Origin of the sequence: Rhizobium sophoriradicis (assembly GCF_003939025.1) — a bacterium.
Lineage (GTDB): Bacteria > Pseudomonadota > Alphaproteobacteria > Rhizobiales > Rhizobiaceae > Rhizobium > Rhizobium sophoriradicis.
In genome coordinates, this window is sequence record NZ_RQIH01000007.1 from 114343 (window position 1) to 128281 (window position 13939).

General features: G+C 62.4%; 11 protein-coding genes. 5 read left to right on the plus strand and 6 right to left on the minus strand.

What is annotated here, in order from left to right; translation table 11 throughout:
- Window position 1: 1 nt before the first annotated feature.
- Window positions 2–1036, minus strand: a complete 1035-nt coding sequence (locus EFR00_RS13350; RefSeq protein ID WP_077990705.1) for a FecR family protein — start codon at window positions 1034–1036, stop codon at window positions 2–4.
- Between the two features lie 281 nt (window positions 1037–1317).
- Here EFR00_RS13350 and EFR00_RS13360 point away from each other — a divergent pair, with 281 nt between their 5' ends.
- The 5 genes from EFR00_RS13360 to EFR00_RS13380 all read left to right on the plus strand — a co-directional run bounded on the left by EFR00_RS13360 (window position 1318) and on the right by EFR00_RS13380 (window position 7002).
- Window positions 1318–2571: a sarcosine oxidase subunit beta family protein gene (locus EFR00_RS13360; RefSeq protein WP_004668351.1), complete on the plus strand. Its 1254-nt coding sequence runs from the start codon at window positions 1318–1320 to the stop codon at window positions 2569–2571.
- Between the two features lie 109 nt (window positions 2572–2680).
- Window positions 2681–3022 carry a sarcosine oxidase subunit delta gene (locus tag EFR00_RS13365; RefSeq protein WP_039622247.1) on the plus strand — a complete coding sequence of 114 codons (342 nt, stop codon included), beginning with the start codon at window positions 2681–2683 and terminating at the stop codon, window positions 3020–3022.
- Entirely contained in the window at window positions 3019–6012 is a 2994-nt protein-coding gene (locus EFR00_RS13370) for a sarcosine oxidase subunit alpha (RefSeq protein ID WP_077990702.1), read from the plus strand. Before EFR00_RS13365 ends, EFR00_RS13370 begins: the two co-directional genes overlap by 4 nt.
- Window positions 6005–6553: a sarcosine oxidase subunit gamma gene (locus tag EFR00_RS13375; RefSeq protein ID WP_077990700.1), complete on the plus strand. Its 549-nt coding sequence runs from the start codon at window positions 6005–6007 to the stop codon at window positions 6551–6553. The genes EFR00_RS13370 and EFR00_RS13375 overlap by 8 nt, the downstream gene beginning before the upstream one ends.
- Before the next feature lie 47 nt (window positions 6554–6600).
- On the plus strand, window positions 6601–7002 hold the full coding sequence (locus EFR00_RS13380; RefSeq protein ID WP_077990699.1) for a VOC family protein: 402 nt from the start codon (window positions 6601–6603) through the stop codon (window positions 7000–7002).
- Between the two features lie 12 nt (window positions 7003–7014).
- On the opposite strand, the gene EFR00_RS13385 is transcribed toward EFR00_RS13380, so the two are convergent.
- The 5 genes from EFR00_RS13385 to glgC all read right to left on the minus strand — a co-directional run bounded on the left by EFR00_RS13385 (window position 7015) and on the right by glgC (window position 13934).
- Window positions 7015–7503: a MaoC family dehydratase gene (locus EFR00_RS13385; protein ID WP_038691313.1), complete on the minus strand. Its 489-nt coding sequence runs from the start codon at window positions 7501–7503 to the stop codon at window positions 7015–7017.
- A 92-nt stretch (window positions 7504–7595) separates the two neighbouring features.
- On the minus strand, window positions 7596–9575 hold the full coding sequence (gene glgX, locus EFR00_RS13390; protein WP_077990698.1) for a glycogen debranching protein GlgX: 1980 nt from the start codon (window positions 9573–9575) through the stop codon (window positions 7596–7598).
- 12 nt (window positions 9576–9587) lie between these two features.
- Entirely contained in the window at window positions 9588–11219 is a 1632-nt protein-coding gene (locus EFR00_RS13395; protein WP_077990697.1) for an alpha-D-glucose phosphate-specific phosphoglucomutase, read from the minus strand.
- Window positions 11220–11225: 6 nt separating this feature from the next.
- On the minus strand, window positions 11226–12668 hold the full coding sequence (gene glgA, locus EFR00_RS13400; protein WP_038691307.1) for a glycogen synthase GlgA: 1443 nt from the start codon (window positions 12666–12668) through the stop codon (window positions 11226–11228).
- A gap of 3 nt (window positions 12669–12671) precedes the next feature.
- Window positions 12672–13934, minus strand: a complete 1263-nt coding sequence (glgC, locus tag EFR00_RS13405; RefSeq protein ID WP_077990696.1) for a glucose-1-phosphate adenylyltransferase — start codon at window positions 13932–13934, stop codon at window positions 12672–12674.
- Window positions 13935–13939: the final 5 nt, after the last annotated feature.

Consider the following 13939-nt stretch of genomic DNA (forward strand, 5'->3'; position numbering starts at 1 on the left):
CTCACCGGCCGCGCTTGAAATCCCGATTTCTGTCGTGGTTTCGATCAATCTTATGATCGCGATCTCCATCATGGTGGCGCCCGTGCTCCCGATGATCCAGACCGTGATTTCCGGGCTTTCCGTCATCGTCATGGCGCCCATGGCCCTCATGCTTGTCGGGTCTATCCGGCTTGTCATGGTGGGGCTTATCATAGTGCGGCCGGTCGTGATGTGGCTTGTCGTGGTGCGGCCTGTCGTGATGAGGCTTATCGGGCTTGTTCGGTCGCTCTTTTTGCGGCTCGGCCTGTCTCTGTGGCGGATCCTGCCTCTGCGGAGCAGGTGCAACTGCCGGCGGAGGCCGTGTTCTGTCTTTTCTTTCCGGCATGACGGAGGCCATATTGCAGCCGCCGAGCATACCGATGCCGCCGGCAAGCCGCTGGTTGCCGGAGAGGAAGGGGAGGGCGCGGAGATTTCCAAGCGTATCGAGAACGCTGGGATCGACCCGGCGGGCCGGCGTCATATCGCCATTCGGCTTGGCGACAACGCAATCGCAGCGTTGCTGCAGCTGGCGACAGCCGCCGGGGCCGCAAAAGCTTGCCGCTCCGTTCAGGAGTACGACGGCGGTGGTGCCGTCCGGGCCGACATAGAAATCGAATGCGGTGCCGCGCACGCCGATTGTTCCGGCCGGAGTCAGGATCTGATAGGCTGACGATTTGGAATTGCCGCTGACCCAGCGGAAGGTCCCCTTGGCGGCTTTGATGGTGAGCTTTCTAACCGATTGCGTGTCGTCGAAGACATATTTGTCGATGACGACAGAGGAGCCCCAGCCGACCGCAAGTTTGGTGCCGTCACGAAACAGAAACTGGCCAAGCCCGGATGGCGATGTTCGGATACGCTCGTCGCGGTGAACGCTGGTATTGACCGCAATCGGTCCGGACTGTCCGGTGACTTCGGTCTTGATGAGGACAGCCTGACCAACCGGCTCGGCGGCGGGCGACGCCTGGGCGCTGCAAAACGCGATGAGAAGCGCGTGGAAGAATGGACGCCGACCCCACATGATACAAGAACCCTGGAAACAGGGGGAGAGTTAACATTTTAGTAACTGCTTGTCTTCTCGCCCTCTTGGGTGAGGGCTAGCCGGCGGCCGATCGATTGCTGGTTGTGCCAACTCCAGAGGAAACGGAGCGCGTGTCCTGGAGGCAGGGCGCTTTTCGACATCATGTCGCTCAGTGTCAAAACCAAAGCTCTCGCGCGTCGCAAAAGAGCCGTTGTGCCGCATTTGGATTTGCGATTTGTATGGGCACGGAGAATGGCCTTGCCCGAAGGAGAAGAAGGCGGATGCGGAAATATTCGGTTTTTGCCGTGGCGCGAGAGGCCCTTCGTGGCCACAGAGGCTGGGAGAAGCAATGGACGTCGCCGGAACCGCGCGCCGAATACGACGTCGTCATCATCGGCGCCGGCGGGCACGGCCTGGGCGCCGCCTATTATCTCGCCAAGGAGCATGGCATCACCAATGTGGCGGTGATCGAAAAGGGTTGGCTCGGCGGCGGCAATACCGGCCGCAACACCACCATCATCCGCTCGAACTATCTCTATGAAGAGAGCATGCACATTTACGAGCATTCGATGAAGCTCTGGGAGGGGCTTTCGCAGGAGCTCAATTACAATGTGATGTATTCGCCGCGCGGCGTGATGATGCTCTCGCACAATATTCACGACCAGCAGTCCTTCAAACGGCATATCCATGCCAACCGGCTCTACGGCATCGACAATGAATGGCTGACGCCGGAACAGGCGAAGGCCTATTGTCCGCCGCTCGATATCTCCGCCAGCGCCCGTTACCCGATCAACGGTGCGGCACTGCAACGGCGCGGCGGCACGGCGCGGCATGATGCGGTTGCCTGGGGTTATGCGCGCGCAGCATCGGACCGCGGTGTCCACATCATCCAGAATTGCGAAGTGACCGGCATCCGCCGTGCGCCCGATGGGCGCGTGACCGGCGTTGAGACGACGCGCGGTTTCATCGGCGCCAGAAAGATCGGCGTGTCGGCGGCCGGCCACACGACGACGATCATGAAGATGGCCGATGTACGGGTGCCGCTGCAGTCGAGCCCGCTGCAGGCGCTGGTTTCCGAGCCGCTGAAGCCGATCTTCCCCTGCGTTGTCATGTCGAACACCGTGCACGCCTATATCTCCCAGTCCGACAAGGGAGAGCTCGTCATCGGCGCCGGCACCGACCAGTATAATTCCTACTCACAGACCGGCGGGCTGCAGATCATCACCCATACGCTCGATGCCATCTGCGAACTCTTCCCGATGTTCCGGCGCGTCAAGATGATGCGCCAATGGGGCGGCATCGTCGACAATACGCCGGATCGTTCGGCGATCCAGTCGAAGACGCCGGTTCCGGGTCTTTACGTCAATTGCGGCTGGGGCACTGGCGGTTTCAAGGCGACGCCGGGTTCGGCCAATCTCTTCGCCCATCTGATCGCCCGCGACGAACCGCACAAGTTCAACGCCGGCCTGACGTTGGAGCGTTTCCGCAGCGGCCGACTGATTGACGAGGCTGCTGCGGCGGCGGTGGCGCACTGACGATGGGTGTTTTCGTGCTAACGCTCGCTCCTTTCGTCGCTCACCCCCTCATCCGTCTTTCAGGCACCTTCTCCCCGCTGGGGAGAAGAGGAGGAGAAGGAAATCCTACATGCTGCTGATCCATTGCCCTTACTGCCAGGAAGAGCGCTCCGAGCTCGAATTCCGCGGCGCGGGTGACGCGCATATTGCGCGGCCCGCCGATATTGCCTCGATCTCGGACGAGGAATTCGAAGCCTATTTCTTTCTGCGCGACAATCCGAAGGGGCTGATATTCGAACGCTGGCGGCACATCCATGGCTGCGGACGGTTCTTCAATGCAGTCCGCGACACGGTGAGCGACAAGTTCCTCATGACCTATAAGGCCGGTGAGCCAAAGCCCGTGGTCGGCGCTGCTGCCGAGAAGCACGCGCCTGTCGAGACATATGAAGCCCTGGAAGGAGAGGCGCAATGAGCGGCGTCAACCGTATCGCCGGCAAGGGGCGCCTGACGCCGGCCAAAACCGCGCGCTTCAGCTTCGACGGCAAGAGCTACACGGGGCTGGAAGGCGATAGCGTCGCCTCGGCGCTGATCGCCCACGGCGTGCATCTTCTGGGACGTTCGTTCAAATATCACCGGCCGCGCGGCATTCTTTCAGCCGGCGCGGAGGAACCGAACGCCCTGATCGACGTCGCTCGGGATGCAGCACGCAAGCAGCCGAACGTGCGCGCCACTGTGCAGGAAGTCTTCGACGGCATGATCGTCAGCTCGCAGAATCGCTGGCCCTCGCTTGCCCGCGATGTCGGGGCGATCAACAATCTGATGTCGCCGTTCTTTGCGGCCGGCTTCTACTACAAGACCTTCATGTGGCCGCGTGCCGCCTGGAAGCACGTCTATGAACCGCTCATCCGTCGCGCCGCCGGCCTCGGTGTTGCGCCGACGGAAGGCGATCCGGACCATTATGCCAGCCGTTACGCGCATTGCGACGTGCTGGTGGTCGGCGGCGGCGTTGCCGGGCTTTCGGCGGCGCTGGCCGCGGCCCGGACCGGCGTCAAGGTGATCCTCTGCGACGAGCAGCCGGAAGCGGGCGGTGCGCTGCGCTATGATGCCGGCGCCAAGATCGACGGGCAGGACGGCTTCACCTGGGCGCAGAAGACCGTGGCGCAGCTGAAGGCGATGGACAATGTCCAAGTGCTGCTGCGCACGACGGCTTTCGGCTACTACAACCACAATTTCGTCGGCCTTGCAGAGCGCGTCACCGACCATCTCGCCAATCCCCCCCATGATCTGCCGCGCGAACGGCTCTGGCAGGTCCGCGCCAAGCGGGTGATCCTCGCCAACGGCGCGATCGAACGGCACATGGTGTTTCCGAACAACGACCGGCCGGGCATCATGCTGGCCTCGGCGGCGCGGACCTATCTCAACCATTACGGCGTCGCCGTCGGCAAGAATGTCGGCATCTACACGGCGCATGACTCCGCCTATGAAGCGGCCTTCGATCTGAAACGAGCAGGTGTCTCGATCGCTGCGATCGTCGATTGCCGGCAGGCGCCGGGTGCGGCGGTATTGGCGGAGGCACGTGCGCTCGGCATCGACGTGCTGGCTGGCCAGTCGGTCATCAATACCGCCGGGCGGCTGCGCATCTCGTCGATGACGGTGGCACGCAACGGCGGCGGTTCGCCGCGCAAGATCGCCGTCGATGCGCTGCTGGTTTCGGCCGGCTGGACACCGTCCGTGCATCTGTTCTCGCAGTCGCGCGGCAAAGTGGCCTTCGACGCTGAGAGCCAGCGTTTCCTGCCCGGCTCCTACGCGCAGGACTGCCTGTCGGTCGGCGCCTGCAACGGCACCGACGACCTGCAGCAGACGATCGAGGAATCGCTTGCCGCCGGCGAGCTGATGGCGCAGGCCACCGGCGGAAGCAGCGGCGAGAAGATCGCAATGTCGGCCGAGCAGGCGTTTGAATGGACAGGCGGCATGATCGGTGCCGCCGAAGGCGCCGGGCCGAAAACCAACGCCAAGGCTTTCATCGACTTCCAGCACGATGTCTGTGCCAAGGATATCCGCCTTGCCGTGCGCGAGGGCATGCATTCGATCGAGCACATCAAGCGCTTTACGACCAACGGCATGGCCTCGGACCAGGGCAAGCTTTCCAACATGCATGGCCTGGCGATCGCCGCCGAAATGCTCGGCAAGGAAATTCCGCAGGTCGGTCTCACCACCTTCCGCGCCCCCTACACGCCGGTCACTTACGGCACGCTGGTCGGCCATTCGCGCGGAGAGTTGTTCGATCCCACGCGCAAGACGCCGCTGCATGGCTGGGAAGAAGCCCACGGCGCCGTTTTTGAAGATGTCGGCAACTGGAAACGCGCCTGGTTCTATCCGCGTGCCGGCGAGAACATGCATCAGGCGGTCGCGCGCGAATGCCGCACAGCCCGAGAGTCGGCCGGTATTTTCGACGCTTCGACACTTGGCAAGATCGAGGTAGTGGGGCCGGATGCGGCGAAGTTCCTCAACCTCATCTACACCAATGCCTGGGATACACTGAAGCCGGGCAAGGCCCGCTACGGCATCATGACCCGCGAAGACGGCTTCGTTTATGACGACGGTGTCGTCGGGCGACTGGCCGAGGACCGTTTCCATGTCACGACGACGACCGGCGGAGCGCCGCGCGTTCTTCACCACATGGAAGATTACCTGCAGACGGAATTCCCGGACCTGAAGGTATGGCTGACCTCGGTCACCGAGCAATGGGCCGTCATTGCCGTGCAGGGACCGAAGGCGCGCGCGATCGTCGAGCCGCTGGTCGAAGGGGTCGACCTTTCAAACGAGGCCTTCCCGCATATGAGCGTTGCCGAATGCACGGTCTGCGGTGTGCCGGCGCGGCTCTTCCGCGTCTCCTTCACCGGCGAAATCGGCTTCGAAATCAACGTGCCGGCCGATTATGGCCAGTCGGTGCTCGAAGCCATCTGGGCCAATGCCGAGCCGCTCGGCGCCTGCGTCTACGGTACCGAGACGATGCACGTTCTGCGCGCCGAAAAGGGCTACATCATCGTCGGCCAGGATACTGACGGGACGGTTACTCCCGACGATGCGGGTGTTGCCTGGGCCGTTTCGAAGAAGAAGAAGGACTTTGTCGGCATTCGCGGCCTGCAGCGGCCGGACCTCGTAAAGGAGGGACGCAAGCAGCTTGTCGGGCTTATCACCAAGGATCCGAAGCTGGTGCTTGAGGAAGGCGCGCAGGTCGTCGCGAACCCGAACGAGCCGAAGCCGATGACGATGCTCGGCCACGTCACCTCGGCCTACTGGTCGGAAAACTGCGGCCGGTCGATTGCCTTCGCGCTCGTCGCCGGCGGCCGGGCGCGGATGGGTGAGACGCTCTACGTGCCGATGCCGGACCGGACGATCGCCGTCGAGGTGACGGATCTGGTGTTCTTTGACAAGGAAGGAGGCCGCATCCATGGCTGATGTTGCAATTCGCAAGCCGGCGCTGGCCGGCCGTCTCGGCGGCTCCGCCACCGTGCGCCTGACGGTCGCACCGGCCGCGACCCGCGTGGCGCTACGCGCGCCGGCGCAATCGCTCGCAGCACTTTCTTTGGCTCTCGGCCTGTCCGTACCGACCACGCCGAAAACATCCGGCCGCGCCGGTGCACGATCGGCGCTCTGGCTTGGGCCGGACGAGTGGCTGTTGATCGACGAGGCGGGCGGCGATTTGATGGCGGCGTGTTCAAGCGCCGGCGCGCTGCATTCGGCGACCGACGTTTCCCACCGCAATGTGGCAATCATCGTTTCGGGACCGGGCGCGGAGCTGACGCTGGCGGCCGGCTGCCCGCAGGACCTGTCGCTTTCGTCCTTTCCGGTCGGCGCCGCTTCGCGGACCATTTTCGGCAAGGCCGAGATCGTGCTTCTGCGCACCGATGAAGAGACGTTCCGGGTAGAATGCTGGCGGTCATTTTCCGACTTCGTCTTTGGCCTGCTCAACGAGGCGGCCCATGATGCCGGCCATTGAGCGGGACCAATCCTGACTGCATAGGGCGCCCATCCGAGGGAGGGCGAATGCTGCATCATGCCTTCCTCGGCGTTTCCGATATAGAGCGGTCGGCGGCATTTTACGATGCCGCCCTCGGCGCGCTCGGCTATGTCAGGGTCTGGGATGACATCAGGCCTGGCCAGACGGGACAGGCGGTCGGCTACGGCCTTCCCGGCGGCGGAGACAAACTGGCGATCAAACATCGGCCAGAGGGCCAGCCCCCGGCCGGCCCCGGATTTCATCTGGCCTTTGCCGCCCTGAGCCGTGCGGCGGTCGATGCGTTTCATGCCGCGGCAATCGCGCATGGCGGCCGTGACAATGGCGGTCCCGGTCTTCGACCCCATTATGGCGAGCATTATTATGCCGCCTTCGTCATCGATCCGGACGGCCACGCTCTTGAAGCGGTTCTTAATTCCGCGGAATCATAGCCGCATCCGGGCTTACACGTCCTCGGGACGATCCTTCGGGTCGAACTGGATGATGGTGATCCACTTGGCCGTCAGCGCCGGCTTCTTCTCGTTTTCGATTTCGATGGTGACGTCGTAGGTGGTCATCAGCATGCCGCCGCCGCGGAAGCGGGCGTCGGAGAGCAGGAAACGGCCGCGCACGCGGGCGCCGCTTTTGACCGGCGTCATGAAGCGGACGCGATCGAAGCCGTAATTGATGCCCATGGTCTGCTCTCGCACTTTGGGCAGGCAGTTGTAATTCATCGCCGAGAGCAGGGACAGTGTCAGGAAGCCATGGGCGATAGTGCCGCCGAAAGGGCTCTCGGCGGCGGCGCGCTCCGGATCGACATGAATGAACTGGTGGTCATCCGTTGCCCCCGCAAAGGCGTCGATCATCGTCTGGTCGACGGTGATCCAATCCGACAGGCCCGTTTCCATGCCGATCAATCCCCGCACGTCGGAGAGTGAAATTTCCGTGCCCATGCATTTCCTCGTCAGATAAGCCCGCCGCGCCAAAGCCTTATCGTGCATTTATGACGATTGCGACAAGGATTTGCGCCAATGGGAGGCGCCGGTCATTTTTCTATGAAAAAGGCGACGGAGCGTGGCTCGACGGTGACTCGGGGGCCGGCCTTCTTCGCACCGGCCGGCGTCAATTGACGCCAGGACGCTTCGCCTTCCAACGGAAGCGTAAAGAGCTCGCGGCTTTCGGAACGATTGAAGAGCACGGCGAGCCGGGTCCGCCTGCCGCCTGAGGCGCGGTCGCCGGTTGCCAGCAGCATGCCAAGGGTCGGGAGCGACGGCGTCTCCCATTCGGCGACTGTCATCGGTTCGCCCGATACCGAGATCCATTCGACGTCGCCATTTCCCGACAGGAAACCCGTTTCTGAAAAGACGGTGAAGCGGCGGCGCAGTCCGGCGACGAAGGCGGTATGGGCGATGAGATCCTCATCCAATGCCTTCCAGTCGAGCCAGGTGATTTCGTTGTCCTGGCAATAGGCATTGTTGTTGCCGCGCTGGCTGCGTCCGCCTTCGTCGCCGGCGGTCAGCATAATGCTGCCGCGGCTGGCAAAGAGCGTTGATATCAGCGCCATGACATCCTTTATCCGGCGCTTGCGGATCGAGGGGTAGAGCGTTTCGCCTTCGACGCCGTTGTTCCAGGAGTGGTTTTCATTGTGACCGTCACGATTGTGCTCGCCATTGGCGTCGTTGTGCTTCCCGGCATAGGAGACGAGGTCGATCAGCGTGAAGCCGTCATGGGCGGCAAGGAAATTGACGCTGCGCGTCGCTTTGCCGTCGTGACGGGAGAAGATGTCGGAAGAGCCGGCAAGCGCGGTTGCCAGCGCGCCGGTCTTCCACTGGTCGCCGCGCCAGTAACAGCGCAGGTCGTCGCGGACGCGGTCGTTCCATTCGAGGAAGGGCGGCGGGAAGTTGCCGAGCTGGTAACCGCCCGGGCCGATATCCCAGGGTTCGGCGATCATGATCCGGTCGGCAAGCACGGTGTCGGCCAGAATGGCGGCAAGTGTTCCCCCATCGCGCTCGAAGCCTGTCGTGGTTCGGCCGAGCACCGGGGCGAGATCGAAACGAAAACCGTCGACGCCTGAATTGAGCACGAAATGGCGCAGGCTGTCGATGACGAGACGGCGAACTTCAGGATGGTCGCAGGCAAGCGTGTTGCCGGTTCCCGTATCGTTGACCAGTTCGCCCGGGCAATTCTGGACATGGCGGAAATAATGCAGGTTGTCGAGGCCGCGCAGCGACAGCGTCGTGCCGTAACGATCGCTCTCGCCGGTATGGTTGAAGACCAGGTCGAGGATGACGGCGATGCCCTCGGCATGCAGGGCGGCAACGGTCTCGCGCAGCTCCGCCATGCCGCCCGGGGCGAGCCGCGGATCGAGCGCCATGAAGGCGACAGGATTGTAGCCCCAGCCGTTGGTGAGGCCGAGCGGCGGCAGGTGGCGTTCGTCGATCCAGGCGGTGATCGGCATCAATTCGACGGCATCGACGCCGATCCGCTTCAGATGGGCGACGACGGAGGGATGGGCTAGGGCGGCGATGGTGCCGCGCTGGGCCTCCGGTATGTCGGGATGGAGGATGGTAAAGGGCCGCACCGCTACTTCGTAAATGAAGCCGCCCGGTTTGAAGAGTGGCTTGGCGATGACGGCGCGCGTATCTGAGGTGACGATCGCCTTCGGCATCAGGTCCTGGCTGTCTTCGCCATAGACGCCGAGGCGGGGATCGTAGCGGAACGGTCGGTCAATCTCCTTGGCGTAGGGGTCGATCAGCAATTTGGAAGGATCGAACCAGAGGCCGTTGTCGGGCGCATAGATGCCGTCGGCGCGATAGCCGTAACGCGCGCCTGCCTTCAGCCCGTCGACAAAGAGACGATGGATGTGGTTGCTGTCGCGCGCCATCGGCAGGCGCGCGAATTCTCTGGCGCCGTCATCTTCGAAAAGGCAGAGTTCGATCTGTGCGGCATGATGCGACCACACGGCAAATTCGACGCCGGTTTCGAAGACGATTGCTCCGGCCTGCGCCGCATTGTTCCCGCGCATGTTTCCCCCGGATCAGGTGATCACGGTTGGCGCGTCGCGTCCCGTGCGTTCCCGAATGCTGGCCACGCTGTCGGCGGCGGTAATCAGATCGGCGAGCGCTTCCTGCGTTTCGATGTTGTGGCGAGTCGAATCCGGCTCGTAACGCTCGATATAGACACGCAAGGTTGCGCCAGACGTGCCGGTACCGGAGAGACGGAAGACGACACGGGAGCCGCCCTCGAAGAGGATACGGATGCCCTGGTGCTCGCTCACCGATTTGTCGACCGGATCGTGATAGGCGAAATCGTCGGCTTTCTCGACCTTCAGGCTGCCGAAGCTCTTGCCGGGCAGGGTGGAAAGCTGGCTGCGGAGGTTGTCCATAAGCCCGTTCGCAGCATCGGTGTCGAGGCCTTCGTAATCGTGGCGTGAATAATAGTTGCGGCCGTAGGTCTGCCAGTGCTGGGTGACGACATCGGCGACGCTCTCGCCGCGCACGGCAAGAATATTCAACCACAGCAGCACCGCCCAGAGGCCATCCTTTTCGCGGACGTGGCTCGATCCGGTGCCGGAGCTTTCCTCGCCGCAAATCGTCGCCATGCCGGCGTCGAGCAGGTTTCCGAAGAACTTCCAGCCGGTCGGCGTCTCATACATGCCGATGCCGCGCTTTTCGGCGACACGGTCGGCCGCACCTGAGGTCGGCATCGAGCGGGCGATGCCAGCGAGGCCGCCGGAATAGCCGGGAGCGAGATTGGCGTTGGCGGCGAGGATCGCCAGGCTGTCGGAGGGAGTGACGAAGATGCCCCGGCCGATGATCAGGTTGCGGTCGCCGTCGCCGTCGGAAGCGGCGCCAAAATCAGGCGCGTCGTCGCTCATCATCTCATCGAAGAGTTCTTTGCAATGAACCGGGTTCGGATCCGGATGATGACCGCCGAAATCCGGCAGCGGCATGAAGTTGCGCACAGAGCCCGAGGGGGCGCCGAGGCGATTTTCGAAGATTTCCTTGGCATAGGGGCCGGTGACGGCACTCATCCCATCGAAGGCGATGCGGAAGCCGAGGCTGATCAGATTGCGGATAGCGCCGAAATCGAACAATTCCTCCATCAGTGCGGCATAGTCCTCGACCGGGTCGATGACGGAGAGGATCATGCCGCCGGGAAGTTCGTCCTTGCCGATGCGATCGAGGTTGACGTCGGCGAAATCGGCGATCTTGTAGCTGTCGATCGTCTTAGAACGGGCATAGATCGCGTCGGTGATCTTTTCCGGGGCCGGACCGCCGTTGTTGATGTTGTATTTGATGCCGAAATCTTCGGTCGGGCCGCCGGGATTGTGGCTTGCAGACAGAATGATGCCGCCGAAGGCCTTGTACTTGCGGATGATGTGAGAGGCGGCCGGCGTCGACAGGATGCCGCCCTTGCCGACCATCACTTTGCCGAAGCCGTTGGCGGCGGCCATCTTGACCGCCTTCTGAATGACTTCGCGATTGTAATAGCGTCCGTCGCCGCCGATGACGAGGCACTTGCCCTGGTAGCCTTCCAGCGAATCGAAGATCGACTGGATGAAGTTCTCCGCATAATTCGGCTGCTGGAAGACCGGAACCTTCTTGCGCAGGCCTGACGTGCCGGGCTTCTGGTCCAGGTAGGGCGTGGTGGGTACGGACTTGATCATTTTAGGTCACATGCCTTTCGAGACGAGGCTTGAATAGAGGGCAGCGTAGCGTTCGGCGCTCTTCTCCCAGGAGACATCCGATTTCATGCCCTGCTTTTGCAATTGGGTCCAGAGTTTTCGGTCCGCGTAAAAGTGCATTGCACGGCGGATTGCCTGCAGCATGCCCGTTTCCGTCACGGGTGAGAATTGTATGCCGGTTGCCACTTTCGCTGCAAGCGCGGCGTGATTGGCATCGATCACCGTGTCATTCAACCCGCCTGTGCGGGCGACGATCGGCACGCAGCCATAGCGCAGAGCGTAAAGCTGGGTCAGGCCGCACGGCTCGAAGCGCGAGGGAATGATGATCGCGTCACAGCCGGCCTGCATCAGATGCGACATCGGCTCGTTATAGCCGATCGAGACGCCGATGCGGCCGGGATGACGGCTGGCGGATGCGAGCAGCGCGCCTTCCAGCGCGGCTTCACCGGAACCGAGCACGACGAGCTTGCCGCCCATGCCGACGATTTCGTCGGCGACATTGGCGACGATATCCATGCCCTTCTGCCAGGTGAGACGGCTGATGACGCAGAAGATCGGGGCATCGTCATTGTCGAGATGGAAGAACTCGGCGATCGAGCGGCGGTTCTCGTCGCGGTTCTTCAGCGTCGTCGGGCCGTAATGGGTGTGGACGACGGGATCGGTTGCCGGGTTCCAGATATCGGTATCGATGCCGTTGACGATGCCGTGCAGATCGTCGATGCGGGTGGCGATGACGCCTTCGAGTCCCATGCCGAATTCCGGCGTCAGGATCTCATCGGCATAGGTGGGGCTGACAGTGGTGATCGCATGCGCGGTTTGCAGGCCGCCCTTCAGAAAGCCGGTCGTGCCGTAATATTCGACGCCGTCGATGGCAAAGGCATGATCGGGCAGGCGCAGGCCGGGAAAGATCTCGGAGCCGAACTGGCCCTGGAAGGCGATGTTGTGGATCGTCAGCACGCTCGGCAGTTCCGGCGTCGGATAATAGCGCATGTAGACGGATGTCAGCGCCGCTTGCCAATCGTGCGAATGGACCAGATCCGGCCGCCAGCCGGGCAGCAGACCGGCGGCGATCTCGGAGGCGGCGAGCGACAGGGCGGCGAAACGGCGCCAATTGTCCGGATAGTCCTTGCCGAGCGGATCGAGATAGGGGCCGCCCGGCCTGTCGTAATAGGCCGGGGCATGGAGGACGAGCAGATCGAGGCCCTCGTGCTGGACCTCGAGCACGGTCGCCTTTTCTCCGAGCAGGTCAGCGAATTCGAGCCTGACGACAGGGTCGCGAATGACCTTCATGACGGCGGGATAGCCGGGCAGGAGAGTCTTGGTTTCGACCCCGAAGGCGTTCAGGGCAATCGGCAGGGCGCCTGACACATCGGCCAGGCCCCCTGTCTTGATCAAAGGGAAGACTTCGGACGAAACCGAAAGAACTTTCATACGTCAGATATCCAGCTTGTCGATCATCGGTTGCGTGATCAGGCAAATGCCGCTTTCCGTCCGCCGGAAGCGTTTGGCGTCGAGTTCGGCATCCTCGCCGACAACAAGACCTTCCGGAATGACGACGCCGTGGTCGATCACCACATTCTTGAGCTGCGCGCGGCGTCCGATCTTCACATTCGGCAGGATGACCGCCCCTTCCAGCTTGGAGAAGGAGTTGGCCCTGACACCGGTGAAGAGCAAGCTCTTGTTGAGGCTGGCGCCGGAGATGATGCAGTCGCCCGACACGACGGAAGACGTGGCCGAGCCGCGGCGATCCTCGTCGTCATGGACGAATTTTGCCGGCGGGGTGATCTCGGCATAGGTCCAGATCGGCCAGGACTTGTCGTAGATATCGAGCTCCGGCACGATCGCCGTCAGGTCGATATTGGCCTGCCAATAGGCATCGATCGTGCCGACGTCGCGCCAATAGGGTTCATGCTCGAAATCGGAGCGGACGCAGGACTTGGCGAAGCGGTGAGCGACCGCCTTCCCGTGCTGGACAATATAGGGGATGATGTCCTTACCGAAATCGCGGCTCGAATTCGGGTCGGCGGCGTCGCGGCGCAGCGCATCGAGCAGGAACTTGGTGTGGAAGACATAGATGCCCATCGAGGCGAGAGCGAAATCCGGCTTGTCGGGAATGGGCGGCGGATCGGCCGGCTTCTCGACGAAGGCGATGATCTCGTCCTTTTCGTTGACATGCATGACGCCGAAGCCCACCGCTTCCATGCGCGGCACTTCCAGGCAGCCGATGGTGACGTCGGCGCCGGAATCGACGTGCTGCTGCAGCATCCACTCATAGTCCATCTTGTAGACGTGGTCGCCCGCCAGAATGACCATGTATTCGACACCGTAATCCTCGATGATGTCGATGTTCTGATAGACGGCGTCGGCGGTGCCTTCATACCATTGCGTTTCCGAAACGCGCTGGCTGGCCGGCAGGATGTCGAAACTCTCATTGCGCTCCGGGCGGAAGAAGTTCCAGCCGCGTTGCATATGGCGGATCAGCGAATGCGCCTTATATTGCGTCGCGACGCCGATGCGGCGGATGCCTGAATTCAGGGCATTAGACAGGGCGAAATCGATGATGCGGGCCTTGCCGCCGAAATAGACGGCGGGCTTGGCACGCCGGTCGGTGAGTTCCTTGAGACGGCTCCCCCTGCCGCCCGCCAGAACATAGGCCATTGCATCGCGGGCAAGTGGCTGAATACGCTTTTCTACCATTTTCT